Here is a 22,087-nt window from a genome sequence, read left to right as displayed (position 1 = left end):
ACGTGACCGACGAGCATCCGACGCAGCCACTTCCGGACCCGGATGCGCGCTGGGTGCTCTCCAGCGACGCGGCGCCCGCGACACGCCGCCGCTGGCCATGGCTGGTCGCGGTGCTCGCCGTCGTGGCGCTCATCATCGGTGCCTGGTTCGCGGGGGAGTACATCGCGCGAGGCATCGTCATGAAGACGATCCGCGACCAGGTGGTCACGCAGCTCTCCCTCCCGGCCGATCAACAGATCGACATCGACGTGCCCGGGCCCATGATCCCGCAGCTGATCGTGGGGAGCTTCGCCGACCTGTCGATCTCGTCAGAGGATGTGCCGCTCGAGGGAATCACCGCCGACGTCAGCGTCACCGCACAGGACGTCCCGCTGCGGGGCGGTGACTGGAGCGGCGCATTCGCGAGGGTCACCCTCGACGAGGACCAGCTCCGCTCCCTCCTCGCGCAGGTCGACGGCTTCCCCGCTGATTCGGTCACGCTCGATTCCCCGGATGTGGCGGCAAGCTTCGAGCTCCGGCTCTTCGCGCTCAGCGTGCCGGTGGGCGTGTCGCTCACCCCGCGCGCCGAGGGCGGCGACATCGTGCTCACCCCCTCGTCGCTCCAGGTCGGCGGCGCGGAGCTCTCCGCAGAGGCGCTCACACAGCAGTTCGGCGCGATCGCGTCCACCGTCCTCCGCGACTGGGATGTCTGCATCGCCGATCAGTTGCCCAGCGCGCTCACGCTGACCGCGATCGCCGTCGAGCGGGACGAGGTCGTCGCCGACTTCGAGATCGACAGCGCGATCCTGCAGGAGAGCGGCGCCGCCTCGCGCGGAACCTGCTCCTGACTCGCGCGGCGTCACACGACGGGCCGTCGCGCGCCGGTGCCCTAGACTGCAAGAACCGTCTGCCCGGATGGCCGGAGCGTGAACACGCCGCCCGCCGTCTGCATCCCATCCGATTGGTGCCCCTCGTGTCTGTCGCCCCCGACCGCCCGCTCGTGCCCGACTGGCTCGCCGTCCCGGATGACGCGAACGCGCTCGCGGCCGCGGTCTGGCCGGCATCCGCCGCCCGTGATGCGCACGGTGTGCTGCAGATCGCCGGAGCCTCGGTGACGCACCTCCGCGAAGAGTTCGGCACGCCGCTCTATGTGCTGGACGAGGATGCTGTCCACTCCCGCGCCCGGCAGGTGCGCGAGGCGTTTGAGACCGCAGCCGCCCGCCACGGCACGCAGGCGCGCGTCTACTACGCAAGCAAGGCGTTCCTGTCGACCGAGGTCGTGCGCTGGGTGACCGGCGAAGGGCTCGCCGTCGATGTCGCCACGGCCGGTGAACTCGCCGTGGCGCTCGCCGCCGGCGCCGATCCGGCGCGGATCGCTCTGCACGGCAACAACAAGTCCGTGGCCGAGCTCACGCAGGCCGTCGAGATCGGCATCGGGTCCGTCGTCCTCGACAGCGAGATCGAGCTCGAACGTCTCGCCGCGATCGCCGAGCGGCGCGGCGTCGTGCAGTCGGTTCTCGTCCGGGTCAACAGCGGCGTCCACGCCGAGACCCATGACTTCCTCGCGACGGCTCACGAAGACCAGAAGTTCGGGTTCGCGTTGACGGATGCTGCGGCTTTCGTCGCCCGCATCCGCGACCTGCCGTCTCTGAACTTCCTGGGCCTGCACTGCCACATCGGCTCGCAGATCTTCGGAACTTCCGGCTTCCAGGAATCCGCGGGGCGTCTCGTCGAGCTCCACGCCGAGCTGTCGGCCGGGGGAGAGATCCCGGTTCTCAACCTCGGTGGCGGGTTCGGTATCGCCTATACCTCCGTCGATACCCCGACTCCGATCGAACAACTCGCCGACGGCATCGTCGACGCGGTCGCCCGCGAGTGCGATGTCCGCGGCATCCCGCTGCCGACGCTCGCGTTCGAACCCGGTCGCACGATCATCGGCCGCGCCGGCATCACCCTGTACGAGACCGGCACGGTCAAGCCCGTGCAGGTGAGCGACGACCTCACCCGCCTGTACGTGAGTGTCGATGGCGGAATGAGCGACAACGCGCGCCCATCCCTCTACGGCGCGCAGTATTCCGCACGCATCGCGTCGCGGACATCCGCCGCACCCGCCGCGCTCGCGCGCGTCGTCGGGCGCCACTGCGAGTCCGGCGACATCGTCGTGGATGCCGAGTATCTGCCGGGAGACATCACCCCCGGCGATCTGCTGGCGGTGCCTGCCACCGGCGCCTATTGCTACTCGCTCGCCAGTAACTACAACTTCGTCCCCCGTCCGCCCGTCGTCGCTGTGCGAGGCGGCGCGGCGCGCGTGATCGTGCGGGGCGAGACGATCGACGATCTGCTGGTGCGCGATGCCGGCATCAACACCGAGGAGTCGAAGTGACCGATTACCGCCGCCTACGCGTGGCGCTGCTGGGTGCCGGAGCCGTCGGCTCGCAGGTCGCCGATCTGCTGCGCAAGCACGGAGATGAACTGGCCGACCGGGCCGGTGCGGCCCTGGACATCGTGGGGATCGCCGTCCGCGATCTCGATGCGCCGCGCGAGACGGACCTGCCGCGGGAACTGTTCACGACGGATGCCGCGGAATTGATCCTCGGTGCAGACATCGTGATCGAGCTGATGGGTGGCATCGAGCCGGCCCGCGAGTACATCCTGCAGGCCCTGAACTCCGGCGCCGACGTCGTCACCGCCAACAAAGCCCTCCTGGCCACACACGGCCCGGAGATCTTCGACGCGGCCGATCAAGTGGGCGCTTCGGTGTACTACGAGGCGGCGGCCGCCGGCGCGATCCCCATCATCCGGCCGCTGCGCGATTCGCTCGCGGGCGACCGCGTGCAGCGCATCATGGGCATCGTCAACGGCACGACGAACTACATCCTCGACCGGATGGACCGCGAGGGCAGCGACTTCGCCGATGTCCTCGCCGATGCCCAGGCGCTCGGTTACGCCGAATCCGACCCCACGGCCGACATCGAAGGCTACGACGCCGCGCAGAAGGCGGCCATCCTCGCCTCTCTCGCCTTCCACACGGCCGTTCCGCTCGAGGCCGTCCACCGCGAGGGCATCACCCAGATCGACAAGAACGTGATGGATGCTGCCCGTCACGCCGGGTTCGTCATCAAACTCCTGGCCGTGTGTGAGCGGATCGTCGGCGATGACGCGGCGGAGCCGACCGGCGACGCGATCTCGGTGCGCGTGTATCCCGCTCTCGTTCCCCGTGAGCACCCGTTGGCCAGCGTCCACGGCGCCAACAATGCGGTGTTCGTGCAGGCCGAAGCCGCCGGCAATCTCATGTTCTACGGCGCGGGTGCCGGTGGCGTGCAGACCGCGTCGGCCGTGCTCGGCGACGTCGTCTCTGCGGCGCGCCGGCACATCGCCGGCGGCGTCGGGGTGGGCGAGTCCACCCGTGCCAACCTGCCTGTGCTGCCGATAGGGCGGGTCACCACCCGCTACCAGATCACGCTTGAGGTGTCGGACGAGCAGGGGGTCCTTGCGACGGTCGCCGGCATCCTGAGCGAGGGTCGCGTGTCGATCGCGACGGTCGAGCAGACCGTGTTGACAGAAAAGAACGGCGATCCGGGAGTGGCCCGCATCGTCATCGGAACCCACCGAGCGCTCGAGCAAGATCTCAGCGAAACGGTCGATCACCTCGCCGCGAGCGGCGTCGTGGAGCGGGTTGTTTCGGTTCTGCGAGTAGAAGGAGACTGACATGGCGGAGAACACGAAGATGGTTCATGTGTGGCAGGGCGTCATGCGCGAGTACGCCGATCGGCTGGGCGTCACGGGCGCATCGACGGTCGTCACGCTGGGAGAGGGCGGCACCCCGCTGATTCCGGCAGCATCGCTCTCGCAGATGACCGGCGCTGACGTCTACATCAAGTTCGAGGGAATGAACCCGACCGGCTCCTTCAAGGACCGCGGGATGACCGTCGCGCTTTCGCGCGCCGTCGAGCACGGCGCGAAGGCCGTCATCTGCGCGTCGACCGGCAACACGTCCGCGTCGGCTGCGGCCTATGCAGCACACGCCGGGATCACGGCTGCTGTTCTGGTCCCCGAGGGCAAGATCGCGATGGGCAAGCTCAGCCAGGCCGTCATCCACGGCGGGCGCTTGATCCAGGTGCGTGGCAACTTCGATGACTGCCTCGAGATCGCGCGCGAGCTGGCCGAGCACTATCCGGTCCACCTCGTGAACTCGGTCAACCCGGACCGCATCGAGGGTCAGAAGACCGCGGCCTACGAGGTCGTCTCCCAACTCGGCGATGCGCCGGACTTCCACTTCATCCCGGTCGGCAACGCCGGCAACTACACGGCGTACTCGCGTGGCTACCGCGAAGAGGCCGCCCGTGGGGTGTCGACCACGGTGCCGCGGATGTTCGGCTTCCAGGCCGAAGGCTCCGCGCCGCTCGTCCGTGGGGAGATCGTGCGCAACCCCGAGACGATCGCTTCGGCGATCCGCATCGGCAACCCGGCATCGTGGGAGCTCGCCCTCGAGGCGCGCGACGCGACCGACGGCTGGTTCGGCGCGATCGATGACGCCCGCATCCTCGCCGCCCAGAAGCTCCTGGCCGGCACCGTCGGTGTCTTCGTCGAGCCCGCCTCGGCGATCAGCGTCGCAGGGCTCCTCGACCGCGCTGACGCGGGTGTGATCCCCGCCGGCTCCAAGGTCGTGCTGACCGTCACCGGGCACGGACTCAAGGACCCCCAGTGGGCCCTCCGCAACGCGGATGGTTCCGAAGTTGCCCCCACGGTCGTCGACGCGTCGACCAGCGAGGTCGCCGCCGTGCTCGAGCTCGCCCCCCAGGCATGACCACGAGCGAGGCGGGTGGCATGCCTGCGCCTGTCACCGTCCGCGTGCCCGCGACGAGTGCGAACCTCGGCCCCGGCTTCGACACGCTGGGCCTCGCGCTCAGCGCGTACGACGATGTGACGGTCACACAGCTTCCGCAACCGGGGCTGGAGATCGTCGTCTCCGGTGAGGGCGCGGCCGATGTTCCCACCGACGCGTCGCACCTCGTCGTACGCGCGATGGCGTACGCCTTCGAATCGGTCGGGCGTACGCTCCCGGGCATCCGTCTGGAGGCGCACAACACGATCCCGCACGGGCGGGGAATGGGATCGTCCGGTGCAGCGGTCGTGGCGGGCCTGTTGGCGGCGAAGGGCCTGTTGGCCGGCGAGGTCGACTTCGACGATGCCACCCTGCTGCGTCTCGCGACGGAGCTGGAAGGTCACCCCGACAACGTCGCTCCGGCGTTGTTCGGCGGACTCACGATCGCCTGGATGGATGAATCCGGCCCGCAGCACAAGAAGCTTCTCGTGCACCGGGGTGTCTCGCCCGTCGTCTTCGTCCCGGATTTCACGATGTCGACCTCGGTCGCACGTGGACTGGCGCCGCTCCAGGTGCCGCGGGAGGATGCCGTGTTCAACGTGTCACGGTCGGCGCTGCTGATCGCGGCACTCACCCAGAGCCCTGAGCTGCTGATGGCGGCGACCGAGGACAAGCTGCATCAGTCCTACCGTGCGCACGCCATGCCGGCGACCGATCGGCTCGTCCGTACACTTCGCGCCGAGGGCTTCGCGGCCGTCGTCTCGGGCGCGGGTCCGAGCGTCCTCGTCCTCGCCGATGGCCCCGGTCAGCGCTTGGCTGCGGCGGAGCTCGCCGCATCCGTCACCGACACCCCGTGGGAGGCCCGCATGCTGGCTGTCGACGTCCGGGGTGGTACAGTGAGGGACAATCCGGAGGGTTCCACGCCTCGCGCGTGAATCTGGCCTCCGTCGCAATCTGCGAACCCCTGCATCACACCCCCGTTGCACCGCCATCCGATATCCGGTTCGGATTCACGATGTCCGCACGGGACTACGCGCCTGTCGTGGACGGCGCACGATGCAGTTGCCCTGTCCACGTGCTACTGAAGGAGAACTCGTGGAGTCCCTCTCCGAGACCCAGACCGAAGAAAACCAGATCGCCGACGAGGATGCCGCGGCCCAGAACGTCGCCGCCGAAGCCCCCGCCGTCGCTGAGGAAACCCCTGTCGAGGAGGCCCCCGTCGCCGACGCAGCCGTCCAGGAAGCCCCCGCTGAGGAGGCTCCCGCTGCTGACGAGGCTCCCGCTGCTGACGAGGCTCCCGCGGCCGACGCAGCCGTCCAGGAAGCTCCCGTCGAGGCGCCTGCGGACGAGGCTCCCGCCGCGGACGAGGCTCCCGCCGAGAAGCCCGCCGCGGCTGCGAAGGCGCCCCGCAAGCGCGCCCCGCGCCGCGCGAAGAGCTCCGATGTCCCCGCCGCGGACGCCGCGCCCGCCGAGGCAGCCGCTGCCGATGCGCCGGCATCCGACCAGCCCGCTGCCGACGCCGCGCCAGCCGCCGACGAGGCACCCGCTGCCGACGCCGCGCCTGCAGAAGAGGCCACGTCCGCTGACGTGGCGCCCGCCGCAGACAGCACGCCCTCGAACGATGCTCAGTCCGCCACCGAGGGCGAGACCGCGACGGACGGCCAGGCACCCGCTGACGGCGAGACCAGCGGTCGCTCGCGGGGTCGCAGCCGGAGCCGGAGCCGCAACCGCAACGGCAACGCGCAGAACGGCCAGAACGGCAACGCGCAGAACGCGCCGGCCACCCAGAACCAGCCGGCCGCGCCCGCCGAGGACAAGGCCGACGAGGACGACCAGCCGCAGAGCGGCGGTCGCGGTCGTCAGCGTCCGACCAAGCGTCGCGGTCAGAGCGGTCCGACCGACGAGTTCGACACCGAGATCGGCGAGGACGACGTCCTCATTCCGATCGCCGGCATTCTGGATGTGCTCGACAACTACGCGTTCGTGCGGACGACCGGCTACCTCCCCGGAACGAGCGACGTCTACGTGTCGCTCGGCCAGGTCAAGAAGTACAACCTGCGCAAGGGCGACGCCGTCGTCGGTGCGATCAAGCAGCCGCGCGAGGGCGAGCAGTCCAGCCGCCAGAAGTACAACGCGCTCGTCAAGGTCGATTCCGTCAACGGACTGTCCGTCGAGGATGCCGCGGGACGCGTCGAGTTCGGCGACCTCACCCCGCTCTACCCCCAGGAGCGGCTGCGCCTGGAGACGGGTTCGGAGAAGCTGACCCAGCGCATCATCGACCTGGTCGCCCCGATCGGCAAGGGCCAGCGCGGACTCATCGTCGCGCCGCCGAAGGCCGGCAAGACGATCGTCCTGCAGCAGATCGCAAACGCGATCGCGACGAACAACCCCGAGGTCCACCTCATGGTCGTGCTCGTCGACGAGCGGCCCGAAGAGGTCACCGACATGCAGCGCACCGTCAAGGGTGAGGTCATCGCGTCGACCTTCGACCGTCCCGCCGAGGACCACACGACGGTCGCCGAACTCGCCATCGAGCGCGCCAAGCGTCTCGTCGAGCTCGGTCGCGACGTCGTCGTGCTGCTCGACTCGATCACCCGCCTCGGCCGCGCCTACAACATCACGGCGCCGACGTCGGGCCGCGTGCTCACCGGTGGCGTCGACGCGTCGGCGCTCTACCCGCCCAAGCGCTTCTTCGGCGCCGCGCGCAACATCGAGAACGGTGGATCGCTCACGATCCTCGCCACGGCACTCGTGGAGACCGGTTCCAAGATGGACGACGTGATCTTCGAAGAGTTCAAGGGCACCGGCAACAGCGAGCTGCGCCTCTCGCGTCAGCTCGCCGACAAGCGCATCTTCCCCGCCGTCGACGTCAACGCATCGTCCACGCGCCGTGAGGAGATGTTGCTCAGCGCCGATGAGGTCAAGATCACCTGGAAGCTGCGTCGCGCCCTCGCCGGTCTCGACCCGCAGCAGGCTCTCGAGGTCGTCCTCGGCAAGCTGAAGGAGACCTCGAGCAACGTCGAGTTCCTCGTCCAGATGCAGAAGTCGATGCCCGCACCCGCCGCCGGTGGGAACAGCCACGGGCACGAGAACAGCATCCGCTGATCGACGTGTTCGAGTCCGTCAAGGGACTGATCGACGAGCATCGCGCCGTTCAGGAGGAACTCTCCGATCCGGCGCTGCACGCCGATGCGCGGCGCGCCAAGCGCGTCAACCGCCGCTATGCCGAGCTCAGTCGGATCGTCGCCGCCTACGATGCGTGGGTGGCGGCGGACGGCGACCTCGACGCGGCACGCGAGCTCGCCCGCGAGGACGACGCCTTCGCGGCGGAAGTCCCCGCGCTCGACGAGCAGCGCGCCGCGGCGCAGGAGCGCCTCCGTCGCCTGCTGATCCCGCGCGACCCGGATGACGCCCGCGACGTGATCATGGAGATCAAGGGCGGCGAGGGCGGTGCCGAATCGGCACTGTTCGCCGCTGACTTGCTCCGGATGTATCTGCAGTACGCGGCGTCGAAGGGCTGGAAGACGGAGCTCCTCGAGCGCAACGAGTCAGATCTCGGCGGCTACAAAGACGTCCAGGTTGCCATCAAGGGGTCCTCCACCGACCCCGCGCAGGGCGTCTGGGCGCATCTGAAGTACGAGGGTGGTGTGCACCGCGTCCAGCGGGTGCCGGCGACCGAGTCGCAGGGCCGCATCCACACGTCGACGACCGGCGTGCTCGTCTTCCCGGAGGTCGACGAGCCGGAAGAGGTCCAGATCGACCCGAACGATCTGAAGATCGATGTGTTCCGTTCCTCCGGGCCGGGCGGGCAGTCCGTCAACACGACCGATTCGGCCGTGCGCATCACCCACCTGCCCACCGGGATCGTCGTGTCGATGCAGAACGAGAAGAGCCAGCTGCAGAACCGCGAGGCCGGGATGCGCGTCCTCCGCGCCCGCATCCTCGCCAAGCAGCAGGAAGAGTTGGATGCCGCGGCATCCGACGCCCGGCGTTCGCAGATCCGCGGGATGGACCGCTCCGAGCGGATCCGCACCTACAACTTCCCCGAGAACCGCATTGCCGACCACCGCACCGGGTACAAGGCGTACAACCTCGATCAGGTGATGGACGGCGCGCTCGAGCCGCTCATCCAGTCCGCGATCAGCGCCGACGAAGAGGCACAACTGGCCGCACTCGCCGCAGACTGACATCTGCGCGATGGTCCGGGCGGGAAGCGCTAGGTTCGAGCCATGATCACGTTCCTCATCCGCGCGGCGATCTTCGTCGTCTCTGCCGCCATCGGCCTCATCGCCGCCGACCTCATCCTCGAGGGGTTCCACATCGACTGGAGCAACTGGTGGGGGTTCGTTCTGGCGGTCCTGATCTTCGCGGTGATCCAGAGTGTCCTCGCCCCTTGGGTGTTCACGATCACCCGGCGTCACGCGCCGGCCATGCTCGGGGGTATCGGGATCATCTCGACATTCGTCGCGATCCTGATCGTCGTCCTGATCCCGCAGGCGGGGCTATCGATTTCCCAACCGGTCGCGTGGTTGCTCGCGCCCGTGATCGTCTGGGTCGTCACCGCGCTCGCAACCTGGCTGCTGCCACCGCTCTTCATCAAGAAGCAGGTGCAGGAGCGCCGCGCCGCCTGACCCTCTGCATGTCCCACTTGCGGCGGAGTATGTCCCACATTCGGTCGCTCTGACCGGCGTGAACCGACCATAAGTGGGACACGGTCAGATGAAATACTCGGGCGCCGTCAGGATGCCCCGGGTCTCCTCGCCGGTCGAGCGGGGGCGCGCCTTGGCGGGGACGCCCACGAGCACCGAGTCTTCCGGCGCATCGCGCGTGACGACGGCGTTGGCGCCGATGACCGAGCCCGCGCCGATCGTGATGGGCCCGAGGATCTTCGCACCCGAGCCGACCGCGACGCCGTCACCGAGGGTCGGATGCCTCTTCCCACCCTCGCGGGTGCGTCCGCCCAGGGTGACCCCGTGGTACAGCATGACGTCGTCGCCGATTTCGGCGGTTTCGCCGATGACGACACCCATCCCGTGGTCGATGAAGAACCGTCGGCCGACCTGTGCGCCCGGATGGATCTCGACACCGGTGAGCCACCGGGTCAGCTGCGACAGCGCCCGCGCGGGAAAGCGCAGGCCGCGCTCCCACAGCACGTGGGCCACCCGGTACGACCAGATCGCGTGCAGGCCCGAGTAGAGCACCGCGATCTCCAGGCCGCTGCGGGCGGCGGGGTCACGGAGTTTCGCGGCGGCGAGGTCTTCGCGCATACGGGCGAACGCGCTCACGCTGCCCCCTCCTCGTCGCGGAGATGCGCATACAGCGCGGTCGACAGGTAGCGTTCACCGGCATCCGGCACGATCACGACGATCCGCTGCCCGGCCGCGTCGGGGCGTGCCGCGATCTCGAGCGCCGCCCAGACCGCCGCGCCCGCCGACATCCCCGCGAGAATCCCTTCGCGCGTCGCGAGCTCGCGCGCGACGCGGATCGCGTCGTCGAACTCCACGTCGAAGATCTCGTCGACGACCGTGCGGTCGAGCACCTCCGGGACGAAGTTCGGCCCGATGCCCTGAATCCGGTGCCCACCGGCCCGCCCCTCGGTCAGGACGGGGGAGTCCTTCGGCTCGACGAGGGCGACCTTGAGCGCGGGATTCTTGGCCTTCAGCGCCTGTCCGACACCGGTGATCGTCCCGCCCGTCCCGGAGCCCGCGACGAACCAGTCGATGCGGCCGTCCGTGTCACGCCAGATCTCCTCCGCCGTGGTCCGGCGGTGGATCGCGGCGTTCGCCTCGTGCTCGAACTGACGCGCGAGGATCGCGCCGGGCGTCTCGGCGACGATCTGTGCGGCGGCATCCACCGCTTCGGTCATGCCCTTGTGCGGATTGGTGAGGACGAGTTCTGCGCCGTAGGCCTTGAGGATCGTCCGGCGCTCCTTCGACATCGACGCCGGCATCGTGAGGATCACGCGATACCCGCGCGCTGCCCCGATCAGGGCCAGGGCAATGCCCGTGTTCCCGCTCGTGGATTCGACGATCGTGCCGCCCGGCTGGAGCTGTCCGGACTGCTCGGCCGCCTCGATGAGCGCGAATCCGAGACGATCTTTCACTGACGCGCCCGGGTTGTAGAACTCGAGCTTGGCGAGGACCTCGGCATCCAGCCCCTCGGTCAGGGCGTGGATGCGAACCAGCGGGGTGTCGCCGAACGCCGTGGTGATGTCGGGGTGGATGCCGGGCACGTCAGTCGCGGAGGTGCTCGTACAGCGCCGTCGACAGGTACCGCTCGCCGAAGGACGGCACGATCACGACGATGTTCTTGCCTTCGGCCTCGGGGCGGGCCGCGACTTCGAGCGCAGCCCAGATGGCGGCACCCGAGGAGATTCCCACCAGGATTCCCTCCTTCGTCGCGACGTCGCGGGCGACGCGGATCGAATCGTCGAAGGACACGTCCTGGACCTCGTCGATGACCGACTGGTCGAGGATCGGCGGGATGAAGTTCGGGCCGATGCCCTGGATCTTGTGCGGTCCCGGCGTGCCCGTCGTCAGCAGCGGGGAGTCGGCCGGCTCGACGGCGACGATCTGCACGCCCGGGACGCGCTCCTTCAGGACCTGGCCGACGCCGGTGATGGTGCCGCCGGTGCCGATACCCGCCACGAAGTAGCCGACTTCGCCGTCGGTGTCGCGGAGGATCTCCTCCGCCGTGGTCGTGCGGTGGATCGCAGGATTGGCTTCGTTGGCGAACTGCTGCGCCAGGACGGCGCCCGGCGTGGCCGCGGCGATCTCTTCGGCCTTCGCGACGGCGCCCTTCATGCCGAGCGCAGGTTCGGTGAGGATGAGCTCCGCACCGTAGGCCTTCAGCAGCAGGCGACGCTCGATCGACATCGAGGACGGCATCGTCAAGATGACCTTGTAGCCTCGGGCAGCTCCCACCATGGCGAGCGCGATGCCGGTGTTGCCGCTCGTGCCCTCGACGATCGTGCCGCCGGGCTGCAGTGCACCGGACGCTTCGGCGGCGTCGACGATCGCGATCCCGAGGCGGTCCTTGACGGAGGAAGCGGGGTTGTAGAACTCGAGCTTGGCGAGCACCGTGCCGGGCAGTCCTTCGCTGATGCGATTCAGACGTACCAGGGGGGTGTTGCCGAACGCGCTCGTGATGTCGGAGTGGATGCCGGACATGGGTCTGCCTTTCATACGGGAGTCGGTCCAGCCTAATTCGGCCTGCCCCACCCCGGCCGAATGTGACGAATCTTCACGGCTAGGCTGGTCGCACCCATGACTGCTGTGCACGAATCCCGCGCGCCCGAGGCTCTCTCCGAGTTGCTGCGCCGTGCTTCCGCGACCCTCGCCGACGCCGGGGTGCCCACTCCGGATGCCGATGCGGAACTCCTCGCGGCGCACGTGTTCGGGCTCAGCCGGGGTGCGCTCGCCGCGGCGGCCTTCCGTGGCGACGCCGCACCGGCGCAGACGCCGGTGTTCGACGCGTTGATCGCTCGCCGTGCGGCGCGCGAACCCCTGCAGCACCTGACCGGCCTGGCGCCGTTCCGCCACCTGGAACTGCGGGTGGGCCCCGGGGTCTTCGTCCCGCGGCCCGAGACGGAAATGGTCGCCCAGCTCGCGATCGATGCGTTGCGGGCGATGCCGGGGGATGCCCCGATCGGCGTCGACCTCGGCACGGGGTCGGGTGCCCTCGCGCTCGCGATGGCGACGGAAGTGCCGCACGCCGAGATCCATGCCGCAGAAAACGCGGTGGATGCCTTCGTCTGGGCGAAAGAGAACTTCGCCGAGCATGCGCCGCACGCACGTCTCGCCTTCGTCGACCTCGCGGCCGCGTTCCCCGAGCTCGACGGCAGGGTCTCGGTCGTCGTGTCGAACCCGCCGTACGTTCCGGATGCCGCCATCCCGCGTGACCCGGAGGTGCGGTTCTGGGACCCCCCGACCGCACTCTACGGAGGTGCAGACGGGCTCGACGTCGTCCGCATTCTTTCCGGCGTCGCGCGTCGGCTCCTCCACCCCGGCGGGACGCTGATCATCGAGCACGGCGAATGGCAGGGCACGCCGATCCGCGAACTGCTCACGAGCGACGGATGGCGCGCCGCGGCGACCCATCCGGACTTGACCACCCGCGACCGCGCGACCACGGCCATCCGGGCCTGACGCGGCCCGTCGTGGGTGCCGGTGGCGCTCCGCCGTAGAATGGATGCGCCATGTCACCCCTCTTCGATTGTCGCGATCCCGAGCAGCTGTTGCCGGGAATGCGCCGGGCCCGCCAGGCCATCGGTCGTGGCGAGCTGATCGTGATGCCCACCGACACCGTCTACGGTGTCGCTGCCGACGCGTTCAGCGCGTCCGCCGTCGCCCGCTTGCTCGCGGCGAAGGGGCGCGGACGGCAGTCGCCGCCACCGGTACTCGTCGCGGGGCTCGCGACCGCACGGGCCCTCGTGGCCGAGGTCCCCGAACCGATCGAGCGGCTCGTCGACGAGTTCTGGCCCGGGGGACTCACGATCGTGCTCCCCGCTCAGCCTTCTCTCTCCTGGGATCTCGGCGACACGAACGGCACCGTCGCCATCCGGATGCCGGCCGAGCGCATCGCTCTCGAATTGCTCGAAGAGTGCGGGCCGCTCGCGGTCTCCAGCGCGAATCTCACGGGACAATCGGCGGCGATCGACATCGACGGTGCGCGCGACATGCTCGGCGACAGTGTCGCCGTGTACCTCGACGGCGGCATGTCGACGACGGGCATCGCCTCGACGATCATCGATGCGACCGGACTGGTCGGTCCCCAGGATGAGGCGCGCCCGGTTCGGGTGCTCCGCGACGGCGTCGTCTCGCGGGCAGCCTTGCGCACCGTCCTCGGCGATCTCCTCGAGCCGGACCCGGAGCACCTCCACGAGGGTCACGGTGCGGCGCCGGGCGTCACCGGCGGACCGGCGTGACCTTCTATCTCTTCACCGTCATCTTGACGGCTGCCGCGACCCTCGCCTTCACGTGGATCGTGTGGCGCGTGGGCATGCGGTACAAGATCTACCCCGAGATCCGCGAACGCGACGTGCACACGACGCCGAAGCCGCGTATCGGCGGTGTCGGCATGTTCCTCGGCGTCGTCGCGGCCTTCGCGCTGTCTTCGCACGTGCCGTATTTCGACATCATCTGGACCGATCCGGCCGTCAACTGGTCGATCATCGGGGCGGCGCTGCTGATCGTGATCGTCGGTGTCGCGGATGACCTCTGGGACTTGGACTGGATGATCAAACTCGGCGCGCAGTTCCTGGCGGCGGGCATCGTCGTGGGGTTCGGCGGCATTCAGATCTACGCCATCCCGCTCGGCGTCCAGGTCATCGTGTCGAGTTGGGTGAGCTTCGCACTGTCGGTCCTGGCGATCGTGATCGTGATGAACGCCGTCAACTTCATCGACGGGCTCGACGGCCTCGTCGCGGGCGTCGCGCTCATCGCCAACGGTGTCTTCTTCGTCTACACCTACCTCGTCTCGCGCGACCTCGGGTCGTCGAGCTACTCGAATCTCGCGTCGTTCATCGCGATCGTGCTGATCGGCGTCTGCGTCGGCTTCCTGCCGCTCAATTGGAACCCCGCGAAGCTCTTCATGGGTGACTCGGGGGCGCTGTTGATCGGTTTGCTCATGGGGGCCTCGGCCATTGCGGTCACGGGCAGCCTCGATCCCGGACTTCTCGGTGACAACGATGTGTTCGGCCGCTCGCAGTTGCTCGGTGCCTTCATCCCGATCCTGCTGCCCGTCGTCGTCGTGCTCCTGCCGTTGCTCGATTTCGGCATGGCGATCGTCCGGCGCATGGCCCGAGGCAAGTCGCCGTTCTCGCCCGACCGCAAGCATCTGCACCACCGCATGCTCGACATGGGTCACAGTGACCGCGACGCGGTCCTGATCTTCTACGCCTGGACAGCTGTTGTGAGCCTGGGTGTGCTTCTCATGTACATCGGCACGACCGTCGATTGGCCCGGCGACTACTGGCCGGGCGTCGCCTATCTCGTCCTCGGTGCGGTGGCCTGCGTGGTCGTCACACTCCTTCCCTCCACGGCGACGCCGCCTTCGCCGGCCGCCGTCCCCCCTTCGATCGAACAGAGAGTCTGATGTCCCGACCGACCGTCTCCAGCACGCCCGTTTTGCGCACGACACTGATGTGGTCCGCCGTGGCCACGGGGACCCTCGCCGTGATGGGCGCCGTCGTGGGCTATCTCGTCGGGGGACCGGAGGGTCTCTGGAGTGCGTTGATCGCCGTCATGCTCACGGCGGTGTTCCTCGGCCTCACCGGGGGCAGCATCCTCTTCGCCAATCGCTGGTTCGGCGACCCGCTGTACATCCCGATCTTCTTCGGGTCGGTGATGGGCGCGTGGCTGGTGAAGTTCGTCCTGCTGATCGTCGTGCTGTTCGTGCTGCGCGGCCAGCCGTGGCTGAATCAGGGCGTCTTTTTCGTCGCGCTCGTGATCAGCGTCATCGTCTCGCTCGTGATCGACGTCGTGGTCATGTCGCGGATGCGGATCCCGCACGCGAGTGACGTGACACTCCCGACCCTCGCCGACCTCCCGGAAGAGGGGAAGGGTCCCGCGGCGGACGATAACCCGCCCCGGGGCTGATACGCTATCCCTGCGCCCGCTCGCACCCGCGATGTGCGTGCGCAGTGACGCTCACACCGACCATCGTCGCATCGGTTCACGCCGACGCCCCGAAGCTGGAGCCAGCGCTGTTCAATCTAGCCGCGACTTTGATCGCACAGACTGCCGAAGACGGACCCGAATTCCACGGACCGTCGATCAATGAGTTCTTCCCGGAAGTTCTCTTCGACATCGTCGGCATCCCCGTCACCCGGATCCATCTGATCCAGTTCCTCTCGACGATCGCGATCGTGGTGATCTTCGTGCTCGGCACGCGCCGCATGCGGATCGTTCCGAAGCCCTTCCAGTCGATCGTCGAGATGGGCTTGGACTTCGTCCGCGTCAACATCGCCGAAGACCTGCTGGGCAAGAAGGACGGCCGCCGGTTCCTGCCGATCCTGACGACGATCTTCTTCATGATCCTGTTCATGAACATCACGGGAGTCATCCCGTTCCTGAACCTCGCCGGCACGAGCATCATCGCCGTTCCGTTGTTGCTGGCACTCGTCAGCTACGTCACCTTCATCTACGCCGGCATCAAGAAGAGCCCGAAGAACTTCTTCAAGAACTCGCTCTTCCCCTCCGGTGTGCCGTGGCCGATCTACATCATCGTCACGCCGATCGAACTGATCTCGACCTTCGTGATCCGCCCGGTCACCCTCACGCTCCGACTCCTCATGAACATGATGGTCGGTCACCTGCTGCTGGTGCTGTTCTTCGCGGCCACGCAGTTCTTCCTGCTCGATCTGGGTGGTTGGTGGTCGGCACTGGCCGCGGGTTCGCTCGCGTTCGGTTTCGCCTTCACCCTGTTCGAGATCCTGGTAGCTGTCCTCCAGGCGTATGTCTTCACCATCCTCACCGCGGTCTACATCCAGCTCGCGGTAGCAGAAGAGCACTGAGCGGGAGGGCGCATGCCCTCCCACCCAACCCCGAAAGGAAACACCCGTGGACGCAACTACGGTTCTCGCTGACATCACCGGCTCGATCGCGACGGTCGGTTACGGCCTCGCCGCCATCGGTCCCGCCATCGGTGTGGGCATCGTCGTCGGCAAGACGATCGAGGGCGTCGCCCGCCAGCCCGAGCTGGCCGGTCGCCTGCAGGTCCTGATGTGGATCGGTATCGCCTTCACCGAGGCGCTCGCCTTCATCGGTATCGCCACCGCCTTCATCTTCGGCTTCTGATCTCGCCCACCAGTCTTAAGGAGACAGGATGCTGAATCTTGTCGCGTATGCGGCGGAGGAGGGAGCGGCACCCAACCCGCTCATCCCCGCGTGGTACGACATCATCTGGTCGGCCGTGTGCTTCGTCATCATCCTGTTCGTCTTCTGGAAGATCGCTCTTCCGAAGATGAAGGACATGCTCGACCAGCGCGCTGCCGCCATCGAGGGCAACATCGCCAAGGCCGACGAGGCCCAGCGCAAGGCCGAAGCGGCACTCGTGGAGTACACCTCCCAGCTCGCTGAGGCGCGCAAGGAAGCCGGCGAGATCCGCGATGCCGCCCGTGAGGACGGCAAGAAGATCGTCGCCGAAGCCAAGGATGCCGCCTCCACCGAGGCGTCGCGTCTGACGGCAGCCGCGCACACGCAGATTGAGGCCGAGCGGCAGTCCGCTCTCGTCTCGCTGCGCAGCGAGGTCGGCACGCTCGCGCTCGACCTGGCCGGCGGCGTCATCGGGGAGACTCTCTCCGACGACGCGAAGGCTCAGGCCGTCGTCGACCGCTTCCTCGCCGAGCTCGAAGCGTCCGAGGCGGCCAAGTAATGGGCAGCGCGACCACTCAGGCACGGGCGGCAGTGACCGCGGCGTTGGACGCCGCGACCGGTGTCGACCTCGACGTCGCACGCGAGCTGTTCGCGGCCGCGCGCGCCCTCGGGGACACCCCCCAGCTGAGCGGCGCGCTGGCTGCCGCGGCGGCTCCGGTCGCCGCGCGGCAGAAGGTCGTCGCCGACGTCTTCGGAGGCTCGGCGCCGGTCACGGTGACCCTGCTGAACGCGATCGCCGCCCAGCGCTGGTCTTCTTCGGCCGACCTCGTCGAGGGCATCGAAGAACTGGCCATCCGCGCCGCATCGATCGCCGAACCTGCGACCGATGTCGCGGGGGAGCTGTTCGAGGTCTCGCGCACGGTCGCGGCGAATCCCGAGCTCGAGCTGGCGCTCGGCAGCCGTCTCGGTGATGCCGCGGCGAAGGGCACGCTCATCGAGGCATTGTTGTCCGGCCGTGCCGGTGCGGCGACGGTGCTGATCGCGTCATCGCTCGTGCGGCAGCCGCGGGATCGTCGTGTGCGCGCGTTGCTGACCTGGGCCAAGGAGCTTGTCGCCGAGCAGCGCGGCCGGATCGTCGGCACGGTGTACTCGGCCGTTGCGCTCAGCGACGCCCAGCTGTCGCGTCTGGGTGCATCGCTCGGCCAGCGCTACGGCGGTCAGGTCGAACTCAATGTCGTCGTCGACCCCACGGTCGTCGGCGGTCTCCGGGTCGAGATCGGCGACGACGTGATCGACGCCACCGTCTCGTCCCGACTGGGTGACCTGCGGCAGCGGCTCGCGGGCTAGAACTTCCCGCTCCACCGGAGCGGACACGGCCGGGTTCTCGCCCAGCCTCCAGATCATTCACGTAAAGGAACACCATGGCAGAACTGTCCATCAGCCCCGATGTCATCCGTGACGCGCTGAAAGACTTCGTCGCGGCGTACGAGCCCGCCGGCGCAGCCGCGACGGAGGTCGGCACGGTCGTCGACGCCGCCGACGGCATCGCGCACGTCGAGGGCCTGCCCGGCGTGATGGCGAACGAGCTCGTTCGCTTCGACAACGGCGTAGAGGGCCTCGCGCTGAACCTCGACGAAGACGAGATCGGTGTCGTCGTCCTCGGCGAGTTCTCCGGCATCGTTGCGGGCCAGAAGGTCACGCGTACCGGTGAGGTGCTCTCGGTCGCCGTCGGCGACGGATACCTCGGCCGTGTCGTCGACCCGCTCGGCAACCCGATCGACGGTCTCGGCGAGATCGCGAACGAAGGCCGTCGCGCCCTCGAGCTCCAGGCGCCCGGCGTCATGAGCCGCAAGAGCGTTCACGAGCCGATGCAGACCGGTATCAAGGCGATCGACGCCATGATCCCCGTCGGCCGCGGCCAGCGCCAGCTCATCATCGGTGACCGCCAGACCGGCAAGACGGCGATCGCGATCGACACGATCATCAACCAGCGTGCCAACTGGGAGTCCGGCGACGTCAACAAGCAGGTCCGCTGCATCTACGTCGCCATCGGCCAGAAGGGCTCCACGATCGCCTCCGTCAAGGGTGCGCTCGAGGATGCCGGTGCCATGGAGTACACGACGATCGTCGCGGCTCCGGCTTCCGACCCCGCCGGCTTCAAGTACCTCGCCCCTTACACCGGCTCGGCCATCGGTCAGCACTGGATGTACGGCGGCAAGCACGTCCTGATCATTTTCGATGACCTGTCGAAGCAGGCCGAGGCCTACCGTGCCGTGTCGCTGCTTCTTCGTCGTCCGCCGGGCCGTGAGGCCTACCCGGGTGACGTCTTCTACCTGCACTCGCGTCTGCTCGAGCGTTGCGCGAAGCTCTCCGACGAGCTGGGCGCGGGATCGATGACCGGGCTCCCGATCATCGAGACGAAGGCCAACGATGTGTCGGCGTACATCCCCACCAACGTGATCTCGATCACGGACGGCCAGATCTTCCTCCAGTCCGACCTCTTCAACGCCAACCAGCGTCCCGCGGTCGACGTGGGTATCTCGGTGTCGCGTGTCGGTGGTGACGCTCAGGTCAAGTCGATCAAGAAGGTTTCGGGAACGCTCAAGCTCGAGCTCGCCCAGTACCGCTCGCTCGAGGCGTTCGCGATGTTCGCCTCCGACCTCGACGCGGCATCGCGCCGTCAGCTCGAGCGTGGTGCGCGTCTGACCGAGCTGCTCAAGCAGCCCCAGTACGACCCGTACCCGGTCGAGGAGCAGGTCGTCTCGATCTGGGCCGGCACGAATGGCAAGCTCGACACGATCGCCGTGGAAGACGTGCTCCGCTTCGAGCGTGACCTTCTGGACTACCTGAAGCGCAACACGTCGATTCTCGACACGCTCCGCGAGACCAACGTCCTCGACGACGCCACCCTCGCCGAGCTCGAGAAGCGCACGGATGATTTCGTCCTGGAGTTCCAGGCCGGCTCGGGACAGGCGATCAATGCGCCGGGTCACGAGGAGATCGCCGCAGCGAACGTGGATGACGTGAACCAGGAGAAGATCGTCAAGGGTCGCCGCGGCTGACGCCGGGGTTCTTCAGCCATGGGCGCACAACTCCGGGTCTACAAGCAGAAGATCTCTTCTGCTCAGACGACCAAGAAGATCACGAAGGCGATGGAACTCATCGCGGCTTCGCGCATTCAGAAGGCGATGACGCGCGTTCGCGCATCCTCTCCTTTCGCGCGGGCCGTGACGCGTGCCGTCTCAGCCGTCGCCACCCACTCCAACATCCACCACCCGCTGACCACGGAGCGCGAGGACATCAAGCGCTCGGCCGTCGTGATCTTCGCGTCGGACCGAGGCTTGGCCGGTGCCTTCAACTCGCAGATCCTCCGTGAGGGTCTGCAGCTGGGCGAACTCCTGCGCAGCGAGGGCCGCGAGCCGGTGTACTTCCTCGTCGGTCGCCGTGCCGTCGGCTACTTCCAGTTCCGGCAGATGCCGTGGGCGGGCGAGTGGAGCGGTGACACCGACACGCCGCACTTCAACACGGCCGAGCAGATCGCGGGTGCCCTTCTGGACGCCTACGACCGTGGCGGCGATCAAGAGGGCGGCGTGGACGAGATCCACCTCGTGTTCAACCGCTTCGTCAGCATGATGACGCAGGAGCCCGAGACCGTCCGGCTGCTGCCGCTCGAGGTCGTCGAGGCCGAGGAGATCTCGAACGAACAGGCCGCGCCTCAGCAGGTGTACCCGCTGTACGAGTTCGAGCCGAGCCCCGAGGTCGTCCTCGACGCGTTGCTGCCGGTGTACGTGCAGAGCCGGGTGTTCAACGCCCTCCTGCAGTCCTCCGCCGCCAAGCACGCCGCGACGCAGAAGGCCATGAAGTCGGCCAGCGACAACGCGGACAACCTCATCACCGATTACACGCGTCTGCGCAACAACGCGCGCCAGGCGGAGATCACTCAGCAGATCGCGGAGATCGTCGGCGGCGCCGACGCTCTGTCGAGCAGCAAGTAATACCCAACCGAAAGAGACACCAATGACCACCACCGCCACCGCCGAAGCGACCACGGTCGTCGGCCGGGTCGCGCGCGTCACCGGCCCTGTCGTCGACATCGAGTTCCCGCACGACTCGATTCCCGGCATCTACAACGCGCTGAAGACCACGATCACCATCTCCGGCGAATCGACCGAGATCACGCTCGAGGTCGCCCAGCACCTCGGTGACGACCTCGTGCGCGCCATCTCGCTCAAGCCCACCGACGGTATGGTCCGCGGCCAGGAAGTGCGCGACACCGGCGGCCCGATCACGGTTCCCGTCGGCGACGTCACCAAGGGCAAGGTCTTCAACGTCACCGGTGACATCCTCAACCTCGAGCCCGGTGAGACCGTCGAGATCACCGAGCGCTGGGGCATCCACCGCCAGGCGCCGAACTTCGACCAGCTCGAGTCGAAGACCGAGATGTTCGAGACCGGCATCAAGTCCATCGACCTGCTCACCCCGTACGTGCAGGGTGGAAAGATCGGTCTCTTCGGTGGTGCCGGTGTCGGCAAGACCGTGCTCATCCAGGAGATGATCCAGCGCGTCGCGCAGGACCACGGCGGTGTGTCGGTGTTCGCTGGTGTCGGTGAACGTACCCGTGAGGGCAACGACCTGATCGCCGAGATGGAAGAGGCCGGTGTCTTCGACAAGACCGCCCTCGTCTTCGGTCAGATGGATGAGCCGCCGGGAACGCGTCTGCGCGTGGCCCTCTCCGCACTGACGATGGCGGAATACTTCCGCGACGTGCAGAAGCAGGATGTGCTGCTCTTCATCGACAACATCTTCCGCTTCACGCAGGCCGGTTCCGAGGTCTCCACGCTGCTGGGCCGCATGCCCTCCGCCGTGGGTTATCAGCCGAACCTCGCCGACGAGATGGGTGTGCTCCAGGAGCGCATCACCTCGACGCGTGGACACTCGATCACCTCGCTCCAGGCGATCTACGTCCCCGCCGACGACTACACCGACCCGGCCCCGGCCACCACGTTCGCGCACCTCGACGCGACCACCGAGCTCAGCCGTGAGATCGCATCCAAGGGTCTGTACCCCGCGATCGACCCGCTCACCTCGACGAGCCGGATCCTCGACCCGCGCTACATCGGCGCCGACCACTACCGCGTCGCGACTGCGGTCAAGCAGATCCTTCAGAAGAACAAGGAACTGCAGGAGATCATCGCGATCCTCGGTGTCGACGAGCTGTCCGAAGAGGACAAGATCGTCGTCTCGCGTGCCCGTCGCATCCAGCAGTTCCTGTCGCAGAACACCTACATGGCGAAGAAGTTCACCGGTGTCGAGGGCTCCACGGTCCCGATCAAGGAGACCATCGAGTCGTTCGACGCGATCGTCAAGGGTGACTTCGACCACGTGGCCGAGCAGGCCTTCTTCAACGTCGGCGGCATCGCTGACGTCGAAGAGAAGTGGGCGCAGATCCAGAAGGAGAACGGCTGAC

Annotated in this window: 22 protein-coding genes; 19 read left to right on the top strand and 3 right to left on the bottom strand. The window is 67.8% G+C overall.

Annotated features, from left to right (window positions below):
- Positions 1–2: 2 nt before the first annotated feature.
- From N4R40_RS06695 to N4R40_RS06660, 8 genes are all read left to right on the top strand, one after another.
- Positions 3–827, top strand: coding sequence for an LmeA family phospholipid-binding protein (locus tag N4R40_RS06695; protein ID WP_261606589.1), 825 nt, complete (start codon positions 3–5; stop codon positions 825–827).
- A 125-nt stretch (positions 828–952) separates the two neighbouring features.
- A complete protein-coding gene (gene lysA / locus N4R40_RS06690) occupies positions 953–2,362 on the top strand; it encodes a diaminopimelate decarboxylase (RefSeq protein WP_261606731.1) in 1,410 nt (469 codons plus the stop codon).
- Complete coding sequence (locus N4R40_RS06685; protein ID WP_261606588.1) at positions 2,359–3,687, top strand: homoserine dehydrogenase; 1,329 nt, start codon at positions 2,359–2,361, stop codon at positions 3,685–3,687. The genes lysA and N4R40_RS06685 overlap by 4 nt, the downstream gene beginning before the upstream one ends.
- A 19-nt stretch (positions 3,688–3,706) precedes the next feature.
- Positions 3,707–4,786 carry a threonine synthase gene (gene thrC / locus N4R40_RS06680; protein ID WP_261606730.1) on the top strand — a complete coding sequence of 360 codons (1,080 nt, stop codon included), beginning with the start codon at positions 3,707–3,709 and terminating at the stop codon, positions 4,784–4,786.
- Between the two features lie 20 nt (positions 4,787–4,806).
- Positions 4,807–5,739, top strand: a complete 933-nt coding sequence (gene thrB / locus N4R40_RS06675) for a homoserine kinase (protein ID WP_261606587.1) — start codon at positions 4,807–4,809, stop codon at positions 5,737–5,739.
- 160 nt (positions 5,740–5,899) lie between these two features.
- Positions 5,900–7,909 carry a transcription termination factor Rho gene (gene rho, locus N4R40_RS06670; protein WP_261606586.1) on the top strand — a complete coding sequence of 670 codons (2,010 nt, stop codon included), beginning with the start codon at positions 5,900–5,902 and terminating at the stop codon, positions 7,907–7,909.
- Between the two features lie 5 nt (positions 7,910–7,914).
- Positions 7,915–8,991 (top strand): peptide chain release factor 1, encoded by a 1,077-nt coding sequence (gene prfA, locus N4R40_RS06665; RefSeq protein WP_261606585.1) that lies wholly within the window; start codon positions 7,915–7,917, stop codon positions 8,989–8,991.
- A gap of 42 nt (positions 8,992–9,033) precedes the next feature.
- On the top strand, positions 9,034–9,435 hold the full coding sequence (locus N4R40_RS06660; protein WP_261606584.1) for a hypothetical protein: 402 nt from the start codon (positions 9,034–9,036) through the stop codon (positions 9,433–9,435).
- Between the two features lie 84 nt (positions 9,436–9,519).
- On the opposite strand, the gene epsC is transcribed toward N4R40_RS06660, so the two are convergent.
- From epsC to cysK (N4R40_RS06645), 3 genes are read right to left on the bottom strand one after another with little or no spacing between them, the layout of a single operon-like run.
- The gene (gene epsC, locus N4R40_RS06655; RefSeq protein WP_261606729.1) at positions 9,520–10,071 is read right to left on the bottom strand and encodes a serine O-acetyltransferase EpsC; all 552 of its coding nucleotides are present in this window, start codon (positions 10,069–10,071) and stop codon (positions 9,520–9,522) included.
- Between the two features lie 14 nt (positions 10,072–10,085).
- Positions 10,086–11,036: a cysteine synthase A gene (gene cysK / locus N4R40_RS06650; RefSeq protein WP_261606583.1), complete on the bottom strand. Its 951-nt coding sequence runs from the start codon at positions 11,034–11,036 to the stop codon at positions 10,086–10,088.
- A 1-nt stretch (position 11,037) separates the two neighbouring features.
- On the bottom strand, positions 11,038–11,973 hold the full coding sequence (cysK, locus tag N4R40_RS06645) for a cysteine synthase A (RefSeq protein WP_261606582.1): 936 nt from the start codon (positions 11,971–11,973) through the stop codon (positions 11,038–11,040).
- 96 nt (positions 11,974–12,069) lie between these two features.
- Between cysK (N4R40_RS06645) and prmC the strand changes: the two genes are divergently transcribed.
- From prmC to atpD, 11 genes are all read left to right on the top strand, one after another.
- Positions 12,070–12,951: a peptide chain release factor N(5)-glutamine methyltransferase gene (prmC, locus tag N4R40_RS06640; protein ID WP_261606581.1), complete on the top strand. Its 882-nt coding sequence runs from the start codon at positions 12,070–12,072 to the stop codon at positions 12,949–12,951.
- Positions 12,952–13,001: 50 nt separating this feature from the next.
- Positions 13,002–13,730 (top strand): L-threonylcarbamoyladenylate synthase, encoded by a 729-nt coding sequence (locus tag N4R40_RS06635; RefSeq protein WP_261606580.1) that lies wholly within the window; start codon positions 13,002–13,004, stop codon positions 13,728–13,730.
- A complete protein-coding gene (locus N4R40_RS06630; RefSeq protein ID WP_261606579.1) occupies positions 13,727–14,899 on the top strand; it encodes an MraY family glycosyltransferase in 1,173 nt (390 codons plus the stop codon). Before N4R40_RS06635 ends, N4R40_RS06630 begins: the two co-directional genes overlap by 4 nt.
- Positions 14,899–15,402, top strand: a complete 504-nt coding sequence (locus N4R40_RS06625) for a hypothetical protein (RefSeq protein WP_261606578.1) — start codon at positions 14,899–14,901, stop codon at positions 15,400–15,402. The genes N4R40_RS06630 and N4R40_RS06625 overlap by 1 nt, the downstream gene beginning before the upstream one ends.
- 128 nt (positions 15,403–15,530) lie before the next feature.
- Positions 15,531–16,319: a F0F1 ATP synthase subunit A gene (atpB, locus tag N4R40_RS06620; RefSeq protein ID WP_315902489.1), complete on the top strand. Its 789-nt coding sequence runs from the start codon at positions 15,531–15,533 to the stop codon at positions 16,317–16,319.
- 46 nt (positions 16,320–16,365) lie between these two features.
- The gene (atpE, locus tag N4R40_RS06615) at positions 16,366–16,602 is read left to right on the top strand and encodes an ATP synthase F0 subunit C (RefSeq protein ID WP_067226465.1); all 237 of its coding nucleotides are present in this window, start codon (positions 16,366–16,368) and stop codon (positions 16,600–16,602) included.
- 28 nt (positions 16,603–16,630) lie between these two features.
- Entirely contained in the window at positions 16,631–17,179 is a 549-nt protein-coding gene (locus N4R40_RS06610) for a F0F1 ATP synthase subunit B (RefSeq protein ID WP_261606577.1), read from the top strand.
- Positions 17,179–17,967 (top strand): F0F1 ATP synthase subunit delta, encoded by a 789-nt coding sequence (locus N4R40_RS06605; RefSeq protein ID WP_261606576.1) that lies wholly within the window; start codon positions 17,179–17,181, stop codon positions 17,965–17,967. The genes N4R40_RS06610 and N4R40_RS06605 overlap by 1 nt, the downstream gene beginning before the upstream one ends.
- Positions 17,968–18,041: 74 nt before the next feature.
- Positions 18,042–19,682, top strand: a complete 1,641-nt coding sequence (atpA, locus tag N4R40_RS06600) for a F0F1 ATP synthase subunit alpha (protein ID WP_261606575.1) — start codon at positions 18,042–18,044, stop codon at positions 19,680–19,682.
- An 18-nt stretch (positions 19,683–19,700) separates the two neighbouring features.
- Positions 19,701–20,615 carry a F0F1 ATP synthase subunit gamma gene (locus tag N4R40_RS06595; RefSeq protein WP_261606574.1) on the top strand — a complete coding sequence of 305 codons (915 nt, stop codon included), beginning with the start codon at positions 19,701–19,703 and terminating at the stop codon, positions 20,613–20,615.
- Between the two features lie 22 nt (positions 20,616–20,637).
- Positions 20,638–22,086 carry a F0F1 ATP synthase subunit beta gene (gene atpD, locus N4R40_RS06590; protein WP_261606573.1) on the top strand — a complete coding sequence of 483 codons (1,449 nt, stop codon included), beginning with the start codon at positions 20,638–20,640 and terminating at the stop codon, positions 22,084–22,086.
- The last annotated feature ends 1 nt before the right edge of the window (position 22,087 follow it).

The sequence above is a fragment of the Microbacterium memoriense genome (assembly GCF_025398275.1).
Classification (GTDB): Bacteria; Actinomycetota; Actinomycetes; order Actinomycetales; family Microbacteriaceae; genus Microbacterium; species Microbacterium memoriense.
The sequence above is the reverse complement of the archived record's forward strand: the minus strand, read 5'-3'. Positions and strand labels throughout refer to the sequence as shown.